The sequence below is a fragment of the Pseudomonas sp. NIBRBAC000502773 genome (genome assembly GCF_006517195.1).
Taxonomy (GTDB): domain Bacteria; phylum Pseudomonadota; class Gammaproteobacteria; order Pseudomonadales; family Pseudomonadaceae; genus Aquipseudomonas; species Aquipseudomonas marginalis.
Window position 1 is genome coordinate 6,620,389 of record NZ_CP041189.1, and the last position, 19,372, is coordinate 6,639,760.

At 62.1% G+C, this 19,372-nt stretch carries 16 protein-coding genes and 2 pseudogenes; 14 read left to right on the forward strand and 4 right to left on the reverse strand.

All coding sequences use genetic code 11. The features are described from left to right. Positions 1–46 precede the first annotated feature (46 nt). Positions 47–910 (reverse strand): methyl-accepting chemotaxis protein, encoded by an 864-nt coding sequence (locus NIBR502773_RS31525; RefSeq protein WP_371263379.1) that lies wholly within the window; start codon positions 908–910, stop codon positions 47–49. A gap of 42 nt (positions 911–952) precedes the next feature. After that, a pseudogene (locus NIBR502773_RS31530) lies at positions 953–1,660 on the reverse strand (MCP four helix bundle domain-containing protein); the annotation flags it as partial. A 136-nt stretch (positions 1,661–1,796) separates the two neighbouring features. Between NIBR502773_RS31530 and NIBR502773_RS30195 the strand changes: the two are divergent. Together NIBR502773_RS30195 and NIBR502773_RS30200 are read left to right on the forward strand one after the other, a co-directional pair. Then, positions 1,797–3,005 carry a multidrug effflux MFS transporter gene (locus NIBR502773_RS30195; protein ID WP_141157758.1) on the forward strand — a complete coding sequence of 403 codons (1,209 nt, stop codon included), beginning with the start codon at positions 1,797–1,799 and terminating at the stop codon, positions 3,003–3,005. A 100-nt stretch (positions 3,006–3,105) separates the two neighbouring features. Next, positions 3,106–3,963 carry an SDR family oxidoreductase gene (locus NIBR502773_RS30200; RefSeq protein ID WP_141157759.1) on the forward strand — a complete coding sequence of 286 codons (858 nt, stop codon included), beginning with the start codon at positions 3,106–3,108 and terminating at the stop codon, positions 3,961–3,963. Between the two features lie 16 nt (positions 3,964–3,979). Here NIBR502773_RS30200 and xerC read toward each other — a convergent pair whose 3' ends face one another. Both xerC and NIBR502773_RS30210 read right to left on the reverse strand, forming a co-directional pair. After that, the gene (gene xerC / locus NIBR502773_RS30205; RefSeq protein ID WP_115487324.1) at positions 3,980–4,894 is read right to left on the reverse strand and encodes a tyrosine recombinase XerC; all 915 of its coding nucleotides are present in this window, start codon (positions 4,892–4,894) and stop codon (positions 3,980–3,982) included. 108 nt (positions 4,895–5,002) lie between these two features. After that, on the reverse strand, positions 5,003–5,815 hold the full coding sequence (locus NIBR502773_RS30210; RefSeq protein ID WP_141157760.1) for a M949_RS01915 family surface polysaccharide biosynthesis protein: 813 nt from the start codon (positions 5,813–5,815) through the stop codon (positions 5,003–5,005). 514 nt (positions 5,816–6,329) lie between these two features. On the opposite strand from NIBR502773_RS30210, the pseudogene arnC reads away from it, so the two are divergent. From arnC to NIBR502773_RS30270, 12 genes and pseudogenes are all read left to right on the forward strand, one after another. After that, positions 6,330–7,366, forward strand: a pseudogene (gene arnC / locus NIBR502773_RS30215) (undecaprenyl-phosphate 4-deoxy-4-formamido-L-arabinose transferase). After that, complete coding sequence (gene arnA, locus NIBR502773_RS30220) at positions 7,363–9,354, forward strand: bifunctional UDP-4-amino-4-deoxy-L-arabinose formyltransferase/UDP-glucuronic acid oxidase ArnA (RefSeq protein WP_141157761.1); 1,992 nt, start codon at positions 7,363–7,365, stop codon at positions 9,352–9,354. The pseudogene arnC and the gene arnA overlap by 4 nt, the downstream one beginning before the upstream one ends. After that, positions 9,354–10,238 (forward strand): 4-deoxy-4-formamido-L-arabinose-phosphoundecaprenol deformylase, encoded by an 885-nt coding sequence (gene arnD, locus NIBR502773_RS30225; protein ID WP_115487322.1) that lies wholly within the window; start codon positions 9,354–9,356, stop codon positions 10,236–10,238. Before arnA ends, arnD begins: the two co-directional genes overlap by 1 nt. Beyond that, a complete protein-coding gene (gene arnT / locus NIBR502773_RS30230; RefSeq protein WP_141157762.1) occupies positions 10,235–11,890 on the forward strand; it encodes a lipid IV(A) 4-amino-4-deoxy-L-arabinosyltransferase in 1,656 nt (551 codons plus the stop codon). The genes arnD and arnT overlap by 4 nt, the downstream gene beginning before the upstream one ends. Beyond that, positions 11,887–12,234, forward strand: coding sequence for a 4-amino-4-deoxy-L-arabinose-phosphoundecaprenol flippase subunit ArnE (arnE, locus tag NIBR502773_RS30235; protein WP_141157763.1), 348 nt, complete (start codon positions 11,887–11,889; stop codon positions 12,232–12,234). The genes arnT and arnE overlap by 4 nt, the downstream gene beginning before the upstream one ends. Further along, positions 12,231–12,644, forward strand: a complete 414-nt coding sequence (gene arnF / locus NIBR502773_RS30240; RefSeq protein WP_141157764.1) for a 4-amino-4-deoxy-L-arabinose-phosphoundecaprenol flippase subunit ArnF — start codon at positions 12,231–12,233, stop codon at positions 12,642–12,644. The genes arnE and arnF overlap by 4 nt, the downstream gene beginning before the upstream one ends. Beyond that, positions 12,641–14,020 carry a UDP-glucose/GDP-mannose dehydrogenase family protein gene (locus NIBR502773_RS30245; RefSeq protein WP_115487319.1) on the forward strand — a complete coding sequence of 460 codons (1,380 nt, stop codon included), beginning with the start codon at positions 12,641–12,643 and terminating at the stop codon, positions 14,018–14,020. The genes arnF and NIBR502773_RS30245 overlap by 4 nt, the downstream gene beginning before the upstream one ends. A gap of 3 nt (positions 14,021–14,023) precedes the next feature. Next, positions 14,024–15,646, forward strand: a complete 1,623-nt coding sequence (locus NIBR502773_RS30250) for a glycosyltransferase family 39 protein (protein ID WP_141157765.1) — start codon at positions 14,024–14,026, stop codon at positions 15,644–15,646. Positions 15,647–15,821: 175 nt separating this feature from the next. Beyond that, complete coding sequence (locus NIBR502773_RS31195; RefSeq protein ID WP_306669991.1) at positions 15,822–16,073, forward strand: hypothetical protein; 252 nt, start codon at positions 15,822–15,824, stop codon at positions 16,071–16,073. A 167-nt stretch (positions 16,074–16,240) separates the two neighbouring features. Beyond that, positions 16,241–16,951, forward strand: a complete 711-nt coding sequence (locus tag NIBR502773_RS30260; RefSeq protein ID WP_141157766.1) for an HPP family protein — start codon at positions 16,241–16,243, stop codon at positions 16,949–16,951. Positions 16,952–17,092: 141 nt separating this feature from the next. Next, entirely contained in the window at positions 17,093–18,196 is a 1,104-nt protein-coding gene (locus NIBR502773_RS30265; protein WP_141157767.1) for an enoyl-CoA hydratase/isomerase family protein, read from the forward strand. Between the two features lie 3 nt (positions 18,197–18,199). Beyond that, positions 18,200–19,351, forward strand: coding sequence for an acyl-CoA dehydrogenase family protein (locus NIBR502773_RS30270; RefSeq protein ID WP_115487315.1), 1,152 nt, complete (start codon positions 18,200–18,202; stop codon positions 19,349–19,351). Positions 19,352–19,372 lie beyond the last annotated feature (21 nt).

Here is a 19,372-nt window from a genome sequence, read left to right on the forward strand (position 1 = left end):
CCCACAGGGGGCCGGTCCATAAAGCGTGTATCAGGTCTGTGCGGTGTTACAGGCTGAAGCGATCCACGGATTGCGACAACTTGCCGGCCAGCCCGGCCAGTTCATCGGTGGTCGAGGCGGTTTCGCCGATGATGCGGCTGTTGTTTTCCGACATCCCCGCAATCATCTCCACCTGGTGGGAGATCTCGTTGCTGGCCAGGCTCTGTTCACCGATGGTGCGCGAGATGTCGTTCACCAACTCGGTGGTATTCAGGGTGGCCTGCAGAATATCGCGGATCGCTCGCTCCACCTCGGCAGTCACCGCCATGCCTTTGTCCACTTGGGTGACGCCCTCCTCCATGCTGGTCACCGCTTCCCGGGTGTTCTGCTGGATACGCCCGACCATGCTGGCAATTTCCTGGGTCGAGGCGCTGGTGCGGCCCGCCAGGCTGCGCACTTCATCGGCGACCACCGCAAAGCCGCGTCCCTGTTCGCCGGCGCGGGCGGCTTCAATCGCGGCGTTCAGGGCCAACAGGTTGGTTTGGTCAGCGATGCCCTTGATCACTTGGATAATGCTGAAGATCGCCTCGGACTCCTTGTCCAGCGTACGAATGACCTGGGCCGATTGCTGCGCTGAGCGGGCAATGCCATCCATGTCCTTCACCACCTGGTGGATCACCCGGCCGCCGTCCTTGGCCAGGGCTTCGGCCTGGTTGGCCATGTCCAGGGCGCGTCCGGCATGCCGGGTGATTTCCTCGATACTGGCGGTCATTTCACTGGCCGCCGCCGCCATGGTGCTGGCGGCCGCGCTTTGCTGCTGGCTGCTGCCGGCGACGTCATGGCAGCCCTGGCTCAAGCGTTCGCTCATGCCATTGACGCCGTGGGCATTGCTGCGCACCACCTCGATCATGCCGCGTAGATCTCGCTGCATGGTGGCAAGGCTGCGGATCAACGAGCTGGCTTCGTCCTTGCGCTTAGGTTCGACAATCGGCTCGCTCAGGTTACCCCGGGCGATACTGGCAGCAATGCGACTGGCGGCCTGCAGCGGCGCCATGATGCTCGACAACACCCAGCGCCCCTGGGCCAGCAGCAGCAACAGGCTGGCGAGCAATACGGCGCCCAAGGTCAAATTGGCGTGGCTGATGGTCTGCCGCGTGCTGGCGCTGGTCTCCTGGGTATTGCTTTCGATCAGCTCGCTCATCGCCGCCATTTGATCTTCCAGCTGGGAAAACGCCTTGTTGAAGGTGTCCAGTTCCCCGCGAGCGGCCTCAGGATTCTCCAGTGCCAGCGCGACGATGCGCTCGCCGGCACTGATATAGGTGTCCAGGCTGGGTCTGATTTTTTCCAGGCCGCTTTTGATCGTGGCATCCAGCGGCAACTTGAGGTTGTCGCCCAGTACCTGACGGAAATGCTCGGCGTGTTCCTTCAACGAGGTGTTGACCTCATCCTTGCTGCTGGTGCTTTTGCCCAACCCCACGAGCATGGCAGACAGCACGTCGGCACGCAGTGCGTCGTGCATCATGTCGGCTTCCATATGATTGCGCAGGACCGTCATGCTCACCTCGCTATCCTGTACGGCCTCGCTCATCCGAACATTCCCCAGGTAGCCGGCCAGGCTCATGACCAGAGCCGTGAGCAACCCGGTGGCAATCAACAGCATCAAGCGTAATTTGATCGTCATGCTGACATCCCCATACCCAACCGTCGAAGCAACGTTCTTACCGTTATCGGCATCAATCCCTGTTAGTGAAGCCTAAGTTTGCGGATCTGCGCGGATCCCTTAAGCTGATCGACTTTTGCGCTGCCGGAAACCGCCCATGTCCCGAAGTATTGCCCACCTTGCGTTGCTGCTGGGGTTGATCACCGCCGTCGGCCCGTTCGCCATCGACATCTACCTGCCCGCCCTGCCTACCCTGGGCGCCAGCCTGCACGCCTCGCCGGCGGCGGTACAGATGAGCCTCACCGTGTTCTTCATGGTCATTGGGGTGTGCCAGCTGTTCTACGGCCCGATCAGCGATGTGTTCGGGCGCAAGCCGCCGATTTACGCCGGTCTGCTGATCTTTGCCGTGGGCAGCGTCGGCTGCGCGCTGGCGCCCACCATTGAAGTGCTGATCGGCTTTCGTGCCGTGCAGGCCTTCGGCGCCTGTGCCGGGATGGTCATTCCTCGGGCGATCGTGCGCGACCTGTACACCGGCCATGAAGCCGCGCGGTTGATGGCGTTGCTGATGCTGGTGATGAGTGTGTCGCCGATTCTCGCGCCGCTGGCCGGCAGCTTGGTGATTTCGTTGTGGAGCTGGCGCGAAGTGTTCGTCGTGCTCGCGGTGGTGGCCGTGCTGTGCCTGGTGATGACAATTGTGCAGCTGCCCGAAACCCATCCCGCCGAGCGCCGGCTGGGCAAGACCTTGGGCACGGCGTTCAGCAGCTACGGCGTACTGCTGCGTGACCCGGTCTTCATCGGTCTGTCGGTGGTGTGCGGGTTCGGGCTGGCGACGTTCTTCGTGTTTATCGGCAGTGCACCCTTCGTGTATATCGAATACTTCGGCCTCACGCCTACTCAGTTCAGCCTGTGTTTCGCCCTGAACGCCGCGTCGTTTTTCGCCATGAGCCAACTCACTGCACGCTTGAGCGCGCGCTTTGGCCTGGCGCCACTGATTCGTTGGTCGGTGGTCGCCGTAGCCGCCGTGATGGTGCTGCTGGCCGCGACCACGCTGTGGGTCGACAGCCTGGCCTTGATGATGGCGTTGCTGTTTATCGGCTTCGGTTTCCTCGGCCTGTTGTTGCCGGCGGCGGGCGTGTTATCCCTGGAAGATCATGGTGCTGTGGCGGGCTCTGCCTCCGCCCTGTTGGGCGCGATCCAGATGATCACCGCTGCCGTGTCCATGACCCTGGTAGGAGTGTTCGCCGACCACACTCCGGCGCCGATGCTGGTCGGCATTGCGCTGTGCGCCGTCGCGGCGATGCTCACCACCCTGTGGACCTTGGGCCGTCTGCCGGCACACCTGGCGAGCGCCCCGCCCCACGGCTGAGCGATACCGCTCGTCGGGCCTGGCCGGCATCCATTACAACTATCGCCGGCCATGAAACTACTAATCCCATAGCACCGTTCGAAACCTATGGAGATTGGAAATGACTGACTACCCACGCCCGCCCTTCGCCCCCCAGGCGCAAAACGTGCCCGGTACCCAACGCACCATGGACCCGTACCCGGACTGTGGGGAACAGAGTTACAAGGGCTCCGGCCGGCTGGCCAACAAGATCGCCTTGGTCACCGGCGCCGACAGCGGCATTGGCCGCGCAGTGGCCATCGCCTTCGCCCGTGAAGGCGCCGATGTGGCCATCGCGTACCTGGACGAACACGAGGACGCCAGGGAAACCGCGCGATGGGTCGAGGAAGCGGGCCGCCAATGCCTGTTGCTGCCCGGTGACATTGCGCAAAAAGCCACCTGCCAGGCGCTGGTCGACAAGACCGTGGAACAGTTCGGGCGCATTGACGTGCTGGTGAATAACGCGGCATTCCAGATGACCCACGAGACGCTCGAAGAGATCGAGGATGAGGAATGGGTCAAGACCTTCGATATCAACATCACCGCGATGTTTCGCCTCTGCAAGGCTGCGCTGCCGCATATGAAGGCCGGCAGTTCGATCATCAACACCAGCTCGGTCAATTCCGACATGCCCAAGCCGACCCTGCTGGCCTATGCCGCCACCAAGGGCGCAATCGCCAACTTCACCGGCGGCTTGGCGCAATTACTCGGCAGTAAGGGCATCCGCGTCAACAGCGTCGCGCCCGGCCCGATCTGGACGCCGTTGATCGTGGCGACCATGACCGATGACGACGTGCAGAGTTTCGGCAGCGAAACCCCACTGGGCCGCCCCGGCCAACCGGTGGAGGTGGCGCCGATTTATGTGCTGCTGGCATCGGACGAGGCCAGCTATATCTCGGGTTCGCGTTATGCGGTCACCGGCGGCAAACCGATTCTGTAGGTCCGCAGCTGTTCTTCTACAGATCAAACCGATCCACCGCCCGCCGCCGCTCGTTGTCGTCACGCACGTCATAACTGGCGGTGGTCTGGATATTGGTGTGATGCGCCAGCTTCTGTGCAATCGACAGGTCATGCTCCTCGATCACCCGCGTGATAAACGAGCGGCGAAAGTCGTGGGGCATGATCTTCACCCCGACCTGCTCACCCCGCTGGCGGGCGATGTAGTAAATCGCATGCTTGGTGATACGTTCCCGGGTGATATGGCTGCCCCGGCGTATGCGGTTGAACAGGAAGCTGTCGTCCTGCTCGCCTTCCTTGAGCTGTTCGCGCCTGAAGGCCAACCATGCCTGCAACTTGGCGAAAGCCCAGTCCGGCGCATACTTGACCAATTCCTTATTGCCCTTGCCGATTACCCGCAGGCTGCGTTCATCGAAGTTGATCTGCGCCAGGTCGAGGTTGACCGACTCGGACTTACGCATGCCTGAGCCGTACAGGATGCCGATGACTGCTGCATCACGCAGGCCTTGGGGGCGAGGGTCGGCGGCGCAGACTTCCATCATTTCCCGGATCAACGTGCGCCGCAGATTGCGGCCCTGACCCAGGCGCGTGCCGGGCGTGGCCTTGACCGTGCGCATTTTCAGGAGATGTTCCTGGCTGATCAGGCTCATGCGCCAGGCTTCGTTCATCACCCCGCGCACGGCATTCACATACAAGGATGAGGTATTCGGTGCGTAGCCGTCTTCACGCAATGCTGCGACCAGGGCGATGACATGTTCGGGTTGCAGCTGGTGCCAGTCGATGTCTTCGAGGTTGATGTCTTCGAAGCCCAGGCGGTCGGCGGCGTCCTGCAGCACGTAGCGCATGGTCAGTTGGCTGGAGGGGGCCAGGCGGGTGAGGTAGAGGGTCAACGGGTTGCGGATAGACTCGGTCAAGGTAGATCAGCCTTTGGATTAAATACCTCGAACAACTCATTGTTTAATCGAGATATTTAGTGAATTGGCGAAGGCTGAGTCTAACCCAGGAAAAGCCCTGGCACAAAATCACGGTGCCGTGTCGTCATCCTCGGTGGGTGCCTGGGGCTGGGTCTGGGCCTGGCTCCATTCGGCATCCTGCTTCTGCATCAGGGCGAACCAGTGCTGACGCATAAAGGCCAGGTAAGCGTCCGGCGCCTTGGCAAAGTCCTTCTCATCGCCATAGCAACCCGGCAACGGCAACTCCGTGCCCTGCTCCTTGTACTGGCTGACCAGCGCCTGCTGCCCGGCCACGCTGCAATCCTTGGGCAGCGGCATGCCACGCAGGGCCCCGGCCTCCTCATCCCACCAGGCTGCGCCGACCCGGTCGACCCCGCGCAGGCGGTACTTCTGCGACTTGCCGACATGCATGATCAGCTTGAATTCGTTGGGGCTGACATCGCTGGTGCAGGTGCGCGAATAGCCCACGGTGGCCTGGGTGACGCCATCGCCAGTGAGGTCGGTGACCTTGGTCGCGGCCATGTCGAAGCGCAGCGCCGCATCGAACTGGCAATGCTGCACGTCGTCGTAGAGCATCCACATGCGCTTGGGACGGTCACCGTCGATCAGGTATTGGGCCGCATAGACAAACGCCGACTGGGTACCGTCATCCTCGCGTTCGCTGACCTGCTCGGAGAGCACCAGCAGGTTCTTGCCCTGGCGGTCGTCCCAGGTATAGGCGGCGACCTGCCTGCCGCGCACTTCAACCCCCTCAGGGACTTGGGCGAGCGCGGTCAGGGCCACGCCATCATCTGCCCGTACGGCGGTGACGCAGGCCGCCGTCATCAACAATCCGATCAAAACGGGCCGCCATTGGCCGCTTATACGCTGCACGCTATTCATCCGAGTACCCTGGCAAGAGATGGCTTACTTTACCGGCACTTGAGGCGCATTGCAGAGAAGATTCTTCAATATAAACACGTAGCAGGCGGTGGTAAGGCGCAATCCGGCGGCCGATGCCTTTCGAGTCCGCCCCGCGTCATGTAAACCGTTCCTGTTTCACCCAATAAATAATGCCCTCAGTGACTTAGTTGTGTAGCTGAACACTAGCTGTCTACCTGTCAAATAAACGAGTTTTTCATCTGGCTTTCATATTCGTTGAACATTTTTACGCTTAATCTTGGGGTCAGGACTTGAGAACGAACCGCGTTGTGCCAACTAACTCGTTGATTCCGCTTTACCTTTGTAGATTTTGGTCTTTACTCCCTTATGCCCATGGAAGCCCCCCATTAGCCCACCAGGACGGTCGGATGAACATCACAAACCCACGCAAGGTTTAACCAAGCGCCGGCCTTTTCGGCCATTGATTGCTGTTGTCTTACGCTCCAAGTTGCTCTAACCCTGAGGTCATGAATCTTTGAAACCCTACCCTATTCATTGCGTGTCGATCGTTATCCCGGTCTACAACGAACAAGAAAGCCTGCCTGAACTGCTGCGTCGTACCACTGCCGCCTGCAAGCAACTGGCCTACGAATACGAAATCATCCTGGTGGATGACGGTAGCCGCGACAACTCCGCCCAATTGCTCGAAGACGCCGCCGCGCAAGACGGCAGCAACGTGGTGGCGGTGATCCTCAATCGCAACTACGGGCAGCATGCGGCGATCATGGCCGGTTTCGAGCAGTGCCGGGGCGACGTGGTGATTACCCTCGACGCCGACCTGCAGAACCCCCCGAAGAAATCCCGCGCCTGGTTGAACAGGCCGCCCTGGGCTACGACGTGGTCGCCACGGTGCGCAACAATCGCCAGGACTCAGCCTTTCGCCGCTGGCCTTCGCGCCTGATCAACCTCGCCGTGCAACGCTCCACCGGCGTGGCCATGAGCGACTACGGCTGCATGTTGCGCGCTTACCGGCGCACCATCGTCGACGCCATGCTCGCCTGCCGCGAGCGCAGCACCTTCATCCCGATCCTGGCCAACGGCTTTGCCCGTCACACCACCGAGATCCTGGTGCACCACGCCGAGCGTGAACACGGCGAATCCAAATACAGCGCCATGCGCCTGATCAGCCTGATGTTCGACCTGCTGACCTGCATGACCACCACCCCGCTGCGCCTGCTCTCCATCGTCGGCTTCAGCCTGGCCGCGCTGGGCGTATTTTTCGCCTTTGCGTTGATCGTGATGCGCCTGGCCTTCGGTGCTGACTGGGCCGGTGACGGTCTGTTCGTACTGTTCGCGGTGCTGTTCGTGTTCACCGGCGGCCAGTTCATCGGCATGGGCCTGCTGGGTGAATACCTGGGCCGCATGTACAGCGACGTGCGCGCCCGCCCCCGCTTCTTTATTGAAAAAGTGCTGCGCAACCAACCGGCAGCACCGGCACCCGTGGTCGTCGTCGACGGCCTGGTGTCTTCCCATTCCACCACTACTTTTCCTTCCGATCAGGTTTCGTCATGAATTCAAAAGCCGTTGTCTTCGCTTACCACGATATTGGCTGTGCGGGCATTGAAGCCCTGCTGACTGCGGGCTACGACATTGCCGCCGTGTTCACCCATGCCGACGACCCCAAGGAAAACAATTTCTACGGCTCCGTCGCCCAACTCTGCGCGCGCAACGGCATCCCGGTACACGCGCCGGAAGACGCCAACCACCCGCTGTGGATCGAGCGCATCGCCAAGCTGAACCCGGACTACATTTTTTCTTTCTACTACCGCAACCTGCTGAGCGAGCCGCTGTTGGCCACCGCCAGCAAAGGCGCGTTCAACCTGCACGGCTCGTTGCTGCCTAAATACCGTGGCCGTGCCCCGGCCAACTGGGTGCTGGTCAACGGCGAAACCGAAACCGGCGTGACCCTGCACCGCATGGTCAAGCGCGCCGATGCCGGGGCGATCCTGGCCCAGCAAAAAGTCGTGATCGAGCGCACCGACACCGGCCTGACCCTGCACGCCAAGCTGCGTGATGCGGCCACCAGCCTGCTGCGCGACGCCCTGCCGCAACTGGCTGCGGGCAAGCTGAGCGAGACGGCCCAGGACGAAAGCCAGGCCACCTACTTTGGTCGCCGTACGGCTGCCGACGGCAAGCTGGAGTGGAAAAAAACCGCTGAAGAACTGTTCAACCTGGTGCGCGCGGTGACTCAACCGTACCCAGGCGCGTTCTGCGCCGTCGGCGAGCACAAGCTCATCGTCTGGCAAGCCGAAGTGGTCAAGGGCAATGAAGGCCTGGCGCCGGGCCGTGTGATCAGCGTCAACCCGCTGCGCATCGCCTGCGGCGAAGACTCTCTGGTGGTCAAGTTCGGCCAGCGCAACGACAACGGCCTGTACCTGGCCGGCCCGTCACTGGCCAACGAACTGGGCCTGGTCGACGGCTCCGTACTGCGCGGTGCCGAGTCCGGCCGCAAGCCGCGCCGGACCCGCGTGCTGATTCTGGGTGTGAACGGCTTTATCGGTAACCACCTGTCCGAGCGCCTGCTGCGTGACGACCGTTATGAAGTCTACGGCCTGGACATCGGCTCCGACGCCATCGAGCGCCTGCGCAGCCACCCGAACTTCCATTACGTCGAAGGCGACATCAGCATCCACACCGAGTGGATCGAGTACCACATCAAGAAGTGCGACGTGGTTCTGCCGCTGGTGGCCATCGCCACACCGATCGAATACACCCGTAATCCGCTGCGCGTGTTCGAGCTGGACTTCGAAGAAAACCTCAAGCTGGTGCGCTACTGCGTCAAGTACAACAAGCGCGTGATCTTCCCGTCGACCTCCGAAGTCTATGGCATGTGCCAGGACCAGTATTTCGACGAAGACACCTCCAACCTGGTGGTCGGCCCGGTCAACAAGCAGCGCTGGATCTACTCGGTCTCCAAGCAACTGCTGGACCGCGTGATCTGGGCCTACGGCGCCAAGGGCCTGAACTTCACCCTGTTCCGTCCGTTCAACTGGATGGGCCCGCGCCTGGACCGCCTGGATTCGGCGCGTATCGGCAGCTCCCGGGCGATCACCCAGCTGATCCTGAACCTGGTGGAAGGTACGCCGATCCGCCTGTTCGACGGTGGCGAGCAGAAGCGTTGCTTCACTGACATCGCCGACGGTATCGAAGCCCTGGCGCGCATCATCGATAACGACAACGATGCCTGCAACGGCCAGATCATCAACATCGGCAACCCGGAAAACGAAGCCAGCATCCGCCAGTTGGGCGAAGAGCTGCTGCGTCAGTTCGAGGCGCACCCGCTGCGCGGCAACTTCCCGCCGTTCGCCGGTTTCCGTGACGTCGAGAGCAAGGCGTTCTACGGCACCGGTTACCAGGACGTGGCACACCGCAAGCCAAGCATCGAAAACGCCAAGCGCCTGCTGAACTGGGAGCCGACCGTGGAAATGAGCGAAACCATCGGCAACACGCTGGACTTCTTCCTGCGTGAAGCCATGCTCGAAATCGCGGACAAAAAGTAATGAAGGCAGGCTTGCGCATCGACGTCGACACCTACCGCGGCACCCGTGAAGGCGTGCCACGGTTGCTCGAATCCCTGGATGAGGCCGGGGTCAAGGCGACGTTCTTCTTCAGTGTCGGGCCGGACAACATGGGGCGCCACTTGTGGCGCCTGATTCGCCCGCAGTTCCTGTGGAAGATGCTGCGTTCCAACGCGGCCGGCCTGTACGGCTGGGACATCCTGCTGGCCGGCACCGCCTGGCCTGGCAAGCCGATCGGCCGCGACCTGGGGCACTTGATGCGTCAGGCCAAGGCGGCGGGGCATGAAGTCGGCCTGCACGCCTGGGATCACCACGGCTGGCAGGCCAACACCGGGCGTTGGAGCGATGCACAGCTGGTGGAGCAGATTCGACGCGGCGTGGAGACCTTGAGCGACATCCTCGGCGAGCGCATCGACTGTTCGGCGGCGGCCGGTTGGCGTGCCGACGAGCGTGTGGTGCAGGCCAAGCAAGGTTTCAACTTCCGCTACAACAGCGATTGCCGGGGTACCAGCCTGTTTCGGCCGACATTGGCCGATGGCAGCGCGGGTACGCCACAAATTCCGGTGGACCTGCCGACCTTCGACGAAGTCGTCGGGCCGGTGGTGGCCGCCAAAGACTTCAACGGCTTCATTCTTGACCGGTTTGCCGAGTCGAAGCTCAACGTCTACACGATCCACGCAGAAGTAGAAGGGATTCTGATGGCCAATGATTTTCGCCAGTTGCTCGCCCAGGCAGGGCAGCGCGGCATCGACTTCAACCCCCTGGGCGACTTGCTGCCTACGGACCTGACCACCCTGCCCCGGCAACACCTGGTGCGCGGCGCCTTGAGCGGCCGTGAGGGTTGGCTCGGAGTGCAGCAGGCATGATCCGGCGTTGGGCCTTGCCCCTGCTCCTGCTGGCGTTCGGTGTGTTTTACCTGTTGCCGCTGACCACCCACGGCCTGTGGATTCCGGATGAAACCCGCTATGCCCAGATCAGCCAGGAAATGCTGCTGACCGGCAAGTGGGCCTCGCCGCACTTCATGGGGATCCGCTACTTCGAAAAACCGGCTGCCGGTTACTGGATGATCGCGCTGGGCCAGGCGATCTTCGGGCAAAACCTGTTTGGCGTGCGCTTCGCCTCGGCGCTGAGCACCGGCTTGAGCATCCTGCTGGTGTACCTGGTGTCGCGCCGCTTGTGGAATGACCCGCAAAAAAGCCTGGTCAGCAGTGTGCTGTACATGAGTTTTGTCAGCGTGGCGGCTTTAGGGGGCTATGCCAACCTCGATCCGCAGTTCACGTTCTGGGTCAACCTGACCGGCGTCGCCCTGTGGTTCTGCTTCGACAGCACCACCCGCAACGGCCGCCTGGGGGCCTGGGCGCTGCTCGGTTTTGCCTGTGGCATGGGCTTTATGACCAAGGGCTTCCTCGCGTGGCTGTTGCCGGTGTTGATCGCCCTGCCCTACGCGATCTGGCAGAAGCGCTTTCGCGAACTGCTCGGCTACGGCCTGGTCGCCGTGGTCGTGGCCATTGCGGTGAGCCTGCCGTGGGCCCTGGCCGTGCACCTGCAGGAGCCGGACTACTGGAACTTCTTCTTTTGGCACGAGCATATCCAGCGCTTTGCCGGCGACGATGCCCAGCACGCCGAACCGTTCTGGTATTACCTGCCGCTGCTGATTGCCTTCTGCCTGCCGTGGGTGGCGCTGTTGCCGTCCACCCTGAAACAGGCGTGGCAGGAAAAACGCGCGGCGAAAACCGCCTTCCTGTTGTTGTGGCTGCTGATGCCGCTGGCGTTTTTCAGCCTGGCCAAGGGCAAGTTGCCTTCCTACATCATGCCGTGCCTGCTGCCGCTGGCGTTGCTGATGGGCCACACCTTGGCCGACAAACTGGCCCAGGCCCGTGGTCGTGTATTGCGCATCAACGGCTGGCTGAACCTGGTGATTGGCGTTGTGGCGTTACTGGCCCTGACCTGGTTCCAACTGAAAAAACCGGTGTACGAGCACGGCAGTGAAACCCTCAGCCTGGTGCTGGTGTTTGTCTTCCTGTTCGGCTGGATCGTTGCCAACCTGTTGCAGGCCTCGCGCCCGCTGCGCTTGTGGGCAGCGCCGGTGATCGGCAGCTGGTTGCTGGTGGCGCTGGTCCCGGCCGCATTGCCCCATTCGGTGGTTTATAACAAGACCCCGGACCAGTTCATCATCGATCACCTCCAGGAGTTGAGCCAGACCAGCGCGTTGCTGAGCAACGACCTCGGTGCAGCCTCCGCCCTCGCATGGCGCGTCAAGCGCCCGGACGTGACCCTCTATAACACCGTCGGCGAAGTGAAATATGGCTTGGCCTTCGACGATGCGGCCCATCACAAGGTCGACCCCACACAGGTCCAGCAATGGATGAGCGACGCGCGCAAACACGGCGCGGTCGGTGTGGTGATGCGCGTCAAGGGTGACGACGAAATCGCCGAAGTGGACTTGCTGCCCAAGGACGGCAAGCGCTACGAGCAAGGCAATATCGTGATCCTGGTGTTCCCGCAGGTTGCGCCATGATCACACTGCTCCTGTTATTGGCGGCCTGCCTGCTGACATGCATGGGCCAGGTCTCGCAGAAATTCGCCGTAGAAGGCTGGCGCGGCCAGCCCGACGGTTGGGCGCTGAAACTGCGCTCGCCATGGTTGTGGTCGGCCCTGCTGTGCCTGGGTTTTGGTTTGCTGGTGTGGTTGCTGGTGTTGCAGCGCCTGGAAGTCGGCATCGCCTACCCGATGCTCAGCCTCAATTTTGTCCTGGTCACCCTGGTGGCGCGCTGTGTGTTCAAGGAGCCCATCGACACACGGCATTGGCTGGGTGTGGTGCTGGTGATTGCCGGTGTGGTGCTGCTGGGGCGCCAGGTATGAGCCGCGTGCATGGGGTTGCCCTGGCCCTGGGCAGCGTTGGCCTGGTCAGCGCCGCCCAGTTGGGCATGCGCTGGAGCATGACGCGCCTGCCCTTGCCCACCGATTGGCTGACGGCGTTCAACAGCAATGCCATCGACTTCGCCGCGTTGGGCGTAGTGAGCCTGGCGATCCTGGCCTACGCGCTGTCGATGCTCTGCTGGCTCGGCGCCCTCAAGCACCTGCCCCTGGGCCGCGCCTATTCGCTGCTGAGCATCAGCTATGCGCTGGTGTACCTGCTGGCCGCCAGCCTGCCGGTGTTCAACGAACATTTTTCTCTCTCGAAAACCCTGGGGGTGGCGCTTGTCATCCTTGGTGTGCTGGTTATTAACTCTCGCCGTGCTAGCGCTGCAAGCGCCAGGAATGCCCCATGAAAATCAGTGTATTTGGTAGTGGTTACGTCGGTCTGGTACAGGCCACCGTATTAGCCGAAGTCGGTCACGATGTCATCTGCATGGACGTCGATCAGAACAAGGTCAAGCTCCTGCAGCAAGGCCATGTGAGCATCTTCGAGCCGGGGCTGGCGGCCATGGTCAAGGAAAACCTGGAGAGCGGGCGACTGCACTTCACCTTTGACGAAAAGCTTGCCGTCGAACACGGCGAAGTGCTGTTTATCGCGGTGGGTACGCCGTCGGATGAAGACGGCTCGGCCGACCTCAAGTACGTGCTGTCGGTGGGCGACGCGGTGGCCCGCCACCGTATCGACCCGGTGATCCTGGTGGAGAAGTCCACCGTCCCGGTGGGCACCGGCGACACCCTGCGCGCCCATATCGAAAAAGCCCTGCACCTGGCCGGCCGACACCTGGAGTTCGATATCGTCTCCAACCCGGAATTCCTCAAGGAAGGCTCCGCCGTTGCCGACTGCCGCCGCCCGGACCGCATCATCATCGGCTGCGAGCGCGAAGAAGTGCGCGACGTGATGCGCGACCTGTACGCGCCGTTCAACCGCAACCATGACCGCATCATCTTCATGGACCTGCGCAGCGCCGAACTGACCAAATACGCCGCCAACTGCATGCTGGCGACCAAGATCAGCTTCATCAACCAGATCGCCGAACTGGCCGAACACCTGGGTGCCGACATCGAAGCCGTGCGCCTGGGCATCGGCGCCGACTCGCGCATCGGCTACCACTTTATCTACCCCGGCTGCGGCTACGGCGGCTCGTGCTTCCCCAAGGACATGCGTGCCTTGATCCACAGCGCCAAGCAGGCCAACTGCTCCAGCGACCTGCTGGAAGCCGTGGAAGCCATCAACCAGCGCCAGAAGAGCAAGCTGTTCGAGCGTATCAATGCGTTCTTCCAGGGCAACCTGCGCGGCAAGACCTTTGCCCTGTGGGGCCTGGCGTTCAAGCCCAACACCGACGACATGCGCGATGCACCCAGCCGCGTGCTGATGGAAGCGTTGTGGGCCGCCGGCGCCACTGTGCGGGCGTTCGACCCGGAAGCCATGCAGGAAACCCAGCGTATCTACGCTGACGAGGAGCGGTTGATGCTGATGGGCACGCCGGAATCCACGTTGCTCGGCGCCGATGCGCTGATCGTCTGCACCGAATGGCAGCAGTTCAAGGCGCCCGACTTCGAGCTGATCCACCAGCGCCTGAAAACCCCGGTGATCTTCGACGGCCGCAACCTGTATGACGGCGAGCGCCTGGCGCGCAAAGGCTTCCAGTATTACCCGATCGGTCGTGGCGATTCCTGCCAGTTGCCGATCCCCCAGCAACAGTGGGTGCCGCAGGTCGTGGAAGCCTGAGTCGTGAACAAAGCTCAACCGTCCCTGCTCAGCCCGACGATCCGTCGCCAATCCCTCGCCTTGGGATTGCTGGCGCTGTTGTTGTTCATCGCCGGCAGCTGGCACCAGGCGATTATCGGTTTCGACTCACGTTTCGTGGTGTTTGCCCAGGAGATGCTGCGCCATGGGCCGGGGTTTTTTCCCACCACGTACGGGCAGCCGTATGCCGATTACCTGGCCACCTCGACGCTGATGACCTGGCTGTTGTCCCTGCCCCTGGGCCAGGTCACCAGCCTCACGGCCTGGCTGCCCACGTCGATTGCCTCGGCAGTGATCGTCATCCTGGTGTATCGCCTGACGGCGCCCTACTCCCAGCGCTGGGGCCTGCTGAGCATCGCGCTGTTGTTGCTGAGCAGTACCTTCATCAGTGAAACACGTGCGGTATCGCTCGACCAGATGCTCGCCGCCGTCGCCCTGTCGGTGTTCTACCTCGGTTATGCCCATGACCATTTCGGTGCGGGCAGACGCCTGTACTGGCTGTACCTGCTGCTGATCCTCGGCTTTGCGATTCGCGGGCCGATCGGGCTGGTCATTCCCACGGGCGTGCTGTGCAGCTACTACCTGATCAACCGGCAATGGCGCCAACTGTTCAGCTTTGGCCTGCTGGCCCTGGCGCTGCTGGCGGCCTGTGTCGGCCTGCTGTTGCTGATGGCCAAGCTCAGTGGCGGCGAGGGCTTCATGCAGGATGTGATCCGCATGCAGTTCCTGGGGCGCATGGACGGCAGTGAAGGCTCCAGTGGTGCGTTGTATTACTTCACCAGCTCGCTGGGCAACTACGCCCTCGCCTATCCCGTGGCGCTGCTGGTGCTGCTGGCGGTTGCGGTCGGTGGGCGACGCGTGCCGACGCCGGCGTTGCAACTGGTGCTGTACTGCGCCGCCGCAGGCTTGCTGGTGATGCTGGGCCTGTCGATTCCCCAGGCAAAGAAGGCTCGCTATGTACTGCCGATGTTGCCGATGGCGGCGATCATTGCGGCGTACCCGTTCCAGGTCGCTGAGGGGCGGCTGTTTGCAGGGCTACGCGGGCTGATGCTGGGTCTATGGACGCTGCTGCCAGGCCTGCTGATCGTCGGGCTGGTATTCGCGCGGCCACGCTATCCGCAGCAGTTGAGCGAGCTGGGGCCGGTGTTCGCCGTTCTCGGCGTGTTGCAAGCCTTGGCATTGCTGGCGTTGTTCAGGGCTCGCCTGCGGCCGCTGGGTCCGGCGCTTGCCGCCGTGCTTGCGGTGTGGGCAACCTATATTGCCGTGGTCGAACCGCTCGAGCGCAGCGTCTACGACACCCGCACCTTTACCCTGCAAGTGCATGAGCAGGTCAAGCAACAGCGCGCCCCCGTGGTATTGCACGGCCTGGGCAAAGACGCCAAGGCGATCAAATACATGGTCAACCTCGACTGCGACCAGGTGCCGCTGTTTACCCAACAAGCCTCTGACCTGGCACCGCTGCAAGGGCCGGCGTGGCTGGTGATGAGCCAGGCGGATTTCGACGGTTTGCAGGACCCGCGCCTGCGTGCAATTAGTCCAACCCTGAGCGGTGAGTTCGACCGAAACCCCTATGTGCTGCTGTACCTGGCCAAAGCCCCTCAGCCTTGAGTTGCGACGCAGAAAGATCCTACGCAGCTATGCGTAATGGCTGGTGTCATTTCCCTTTCCCGCGTCTGAAACCCAACTGTAAACTCGATGGCCACGCGCGGTAACTGTCTACCGCCACAGGCCATGGATAACAACAAGGACGCCAGGAGCCGCAGCCAGCACTGCGGCTTACTTCGTGAGAGGGCAAACCGTGCCGGATGACCGTTTACCGTATACCCCAGCTTCACTGACCCGTAATGAAATCCATATTGGCTACCTGCCCATTGCGCCGCTGGATCGGCTGATGTGGCTGCGCAATGCCCTGGTGGCCCTCAAAGGTCCACTGGCCGGGGAGCCAGGGTTGCAGGAAAACCTGCAAAAACATTTGTTCAATGAAGAGACCGATATTCGTGTGCTGGGCAAGCTCAATTCTCCCGTCATGCCCTGATAAACTCATTATTTTTGTATTTAACCCTCATTAATATGCATTGGCGGTGCCCTGGCAGGCACGGCACACTGCGCGGGTTCCTCCCCCAAATGCAGGAACTTTCAAAGGGCTTTTCCGGGCGACCAGACAAGCCTTTTTTTTGCCCGCCGTTTATGGATTTCCTTTCAATGCGCTCTCGCTGGTTTCCCGCTGCTATCAACACCCGCCCCACCGAATGGAGCCGTGCCGCGATTGGCATGGCCTTGGGTACATTCTTCAGTGTGTGGCTCTGCGCCCAGGTCTTTGGCATGGAGGTGGCGCTGCACCTGCTGGGCCCGCTGGGGGCTTCGGCAGTGTTGTTGTTTGCGGTCTCGTCCGGTGCGCTGGCACAACCCTGGTCGATCATCGGCAGCTACCTGTGCGCCGGTGTCGTGGCATTGCTGGTGGCCCGCGTCCTGGGGCGCACCCTGGGCGGTGCCTGCCTGGCGGCCGGCATGGCCGTGGTGCTGATGTGCTGGCTGCGGTGCCTGCACCCGCCCGCCGGTGGACTGGCCATGAGCCTGGTCCTGGCCGACCCTGCCTCCGCCGCCCTGGGCTGGCACGAATTGGGGGCCGTATTACTCGGTGCCGGCGCCTTGCTGGCCTGCGCACTGGCCTACAATAATGCGACGCGAACGCGCTACCCCAAGGGAGCTGTCGAGACGTCGACGTCTGTCCTGCCTGACCCCAGGGCCGCCCGAGACCCCGCTATTACGGCCGCCGACTTGAAGCTGGCGCTGGCGGACATGGAGCAATTCTACGACGTGGCCCCGACGGAGCTGGAACAATTGATCCACGCTGCAGAAACCCACGCGCGGCGCCGCAGCATCGGTGAAGTACTGGCAACCCGCGTGACCTGAACCCGCGCCCGACACCCTGCATAAATGCAAAAACGACCTGCATGATTCCGGGTTGTACTGTGCAAATTTGCACTGGTACGATCACGGGAGTGTTTGCGCACGACCATCTTGATAAAGAACAATAAAAGCAGGGAGTTACAGATGACTGCTCAGGTTTCAAGCGAAGCAAGCAGCGCCGACAGGCGTCAGGACGACGTACTGGCCGAAGTACGCAACCATATCGGTCACCTCACCCTCAATCGCCCCGCCGGCTTGAATGCCATCACCCTGGACATGGTCCGCAGCCTGTCGCAACAGCTGCAAGCCTGGTCAGACGACCCGCAGGTGCATGCCGTAGTCCTGCGCGGTGCGGGCGAAAAGGCATTTTGTGCCGGCGGCGATATCCGCTCCCTGTATGACAGTTTCAAACGCGGCGACACCCTGCACGAAGACTTCTTCGTCGAGGAGTACGCGCTGGACCTGGCCATCCACCATTACCGCAAGCCCGTACTGGCCCTGATGGACGGGTTTGTCCTGGGGGGCGGCATGGGCCTGGTGCAGGGTGCGGATTTGCGCGTCGTCACCGAGCGCAGCCGCCTGGCGATGCCGGAGGTGGCGATCGGTTACTTCCCGGACGTCGGTGGCAGCTACTTCCTGCCGCGCATTCCCGGCGAGCTGGGCATTTACCTCGGCGTGACCGGCGTGCAGGTTCGCGCGGCAGACGCCCTGTATTGCGGGTTGGCCAACTGGTACCTGGACAGCGCCAAGCTGGCCAGCCTCGACGAGAAACTCGACAGCCTGCAATGGCATGAGTCGCCCCTCAAAGACCTGCAAGGCGTGCTGGCCAAGCTGGCGGTGCAGCGCCTGCCCGACCCGCCGCTGGCCGCATTGCGCCCCGCTATCGACCACTTCTTCGGCCTGCCGGATATTCCGAGCATCGTCGAGCAACTCCAGGAAGTCACCGTCGCCGACAGCCATGAGTGGGCACTGAACACCGTCCACCTGATGCAAACCCGCTCGCCCCTGGCCATGGCCGTGACCCTGGAAATGCTGCGACGCGGCCGGCGCCTGCCGTTGGAACAGTGCTTTGCCCTGGAGCTGCACCTTGACCGCCAATGGTTCGAACGCGGCGACCTGATCGAAGGGGTCCGCGCGCTGATCATCGACAAGGACAAGAACCCTCGCTGGAACCCGCCGACGCTCCATGGACTGGACAAAAGCCATGTCGACAGCTTCTTCCATCACTTCGAGCAGGTTGCGAAATAAGCCATGCAAGACATTGAATATACTGAAGAACAGGTAATGATCCGTGACATGGCGCGCGACTTCGCCCGTGGCGAAATCGCCCCCCATGCCCAAGCCTGGGAAAAAGCCGGCTGGATCGACGATGCCCTGGTGGCGAAGATGGGTGAACTGGGCCTGTTGGGCATGGTAGTGCCGGAAGAATGGGGCGGCACCTATGTCGACTACGTGGCGTATGCCCTGGCCGTGGAAGAGATCTCGGCCGGCGATGGCGCCACCGGCGCACTGATGAGTATCCATAATTCAGTGGGTTGCGGGCCAATCCTCAACTACGGCACCGATGCCCAGAAACACACCTGGCTGGCCGACCTCGCCAGTGGCCAGGCGATTGGCTGCTTCTGCCTGACCGAACCCCAGGCCGGCTCCGAGGCCCACAACCTGCGTACGCGCGCCGAACTGCGCGATGGCCAGTGGGTCATCAATGGCGCCAAGCAATTCGTCAGCAACGGCAAGCGCGCCAAGCTGGCGATTGTATTTGCCGTGACCGACCCGGACCTGGGCAAGAAAGGCATTTCCGCGTTCCTGGTACCCACCGATACCCCAGGGTTTGTGGTCGACCGTACCGAACACAAGATGGGTATTCGAGCCTCGGACACCTGCGCGGTGACCCTCAACCACTGCAGCGTGCCCGAGGCCAACCTGCTCGGCGAGCGCGGCAAAGGCCTGGCCATCGCCCTGTCCAACCTCGAAGGCGGCCGCATCGGCATTGCCGCCCAAGCCCTGGGCATCGCCCGTGCGGCCTTCGAGGCAGCGCTGGCCTATGCCCGCGACCGGGTGCAATTCGACAAGGCGATCATCGAACACCAAAGCGTGGCCAACCTGCTGGCGGACATGCAAACCCGCTTGAACGCTGCCCGTTTACTGATCCTGCACGCGGCGCGCCTGCGCAGCGCCGGCAAGCCCTGCCTCTCGGAAGCGTCCCAGGCCAAGCTGTTCGCCTCGGAAATGGCCGAGAAAGTCTGCTCCAGCGCAATGCAGATTCATGGCGGCTATGGATATTTGGAGGATTACCCGGTGGAGCGTTACTACCGGGACGCGCGGATCACGCAGATTTACGAAGGGACCAGCGAGATACAGCGGATGGTGATTGCCCGGGAACTCAAAAACTACCAGCTGTAGGAGCTGCAAGTCTTAAGCTGC

What these genes read in the sequence shown, in the direction of transcription:
- NIBR502773_RS30245 (WP_115487319.1), top strand. Translation starts at nt 12,641, where the DNA reads ATGAAAATCAGTGTATTTGGTAGTGGTTACGTCGGTCTGGTACAGGCC.
- NIBR502773_RS30270 (WP_115487315.1), top strand. Translation starts at nt 18,200, where the DNA reads ATGCAAGACATTGAATATACTGAAGAACAGGTAATGATCCGTGACATG.
- NIBR502773_RS30260 (WP_141157766.1), top strand. Translation starts at nt 16,241, where the DNA reads ATGCGCTCTCGCTGGTTTCCCGCTGCTATCAACACCCGCCCCACCGAA.
- arnF (WP_141157764.1), top strand. Translation starts at nt 12,231, where the DNA reads ATGAGCCGCGTGCATGGGGTTGCCCTGGCCCTGGGCAGCGTTGGCCTG.
- NIBR502773_RS30200 (WP_141157759.1), top strand. Translation starts at nt 3,106, where the DNA reads ATGACTGACTACCCACGCCCGCCCTTCGCCCCCCAGGCGCAAAACGTG.
- NIBR502773_RS30265 (WP_141157767.1), top strand. Translation starts at nt 17,093, where the DNA reads ATGACTGCTCAGGTTTCAAGCGAAGCAAGCAGCGCCGACAGGCGTCAG.
- NIBR502773_RS31525 (WP_371263379.1), bottom strand. Translation starts at nt 910, where the DNA reads ATGCAGCGAGATCTACGCGGCATGATCGAGGTGGTGCGCAGCAATGCC.
- arnE (WP_141157763.1), top strand. Translation starts at nt 11,887, where the DNA reads ATGATCACACTGCTCCTGTTATTGGCGGCCTGCCTGCTGACATGCATG.
- arnD (WP_115487322.1), top strand. Translation starts at nt 9,354, where the DNA reads ATGAAGGCAGGCTTGCGCATCGACGTCGACACCTACCGCGGCACCCGT.
- arnA (WP_141157761.1), top strand. Translation starts at nt 7,363, where the DNA reads ATGAATTCAAAAGCCGTTGTCTTCGCTTACCACGATATTGGCTGTGCG.
- NIBR502773_RS30195 (WP_141157758.1), top strand. Translation starts at nt 1,797, where the DNA reads ATGTCCCGAAGTATTGCCCACCTTGCGTTGCTGCTGGGGTTGATCACC.
- arnT (WP_141157762.1), top strand. Translation starts at nt 10,235, where the DNA reads ATGATCCGGCGTTGGGCCTTGCCCCTGCTCCTGCTGGCGTTCGGTGTG.
- NIBR502773_RS30210 (WP_141157760.1), bottom strand. Translation starts at nt 5,815, where the DNA reads ATGAATAGCGTGCAGCGTATAAGCGGCCAATGGCGGCCCGTTTTGATC.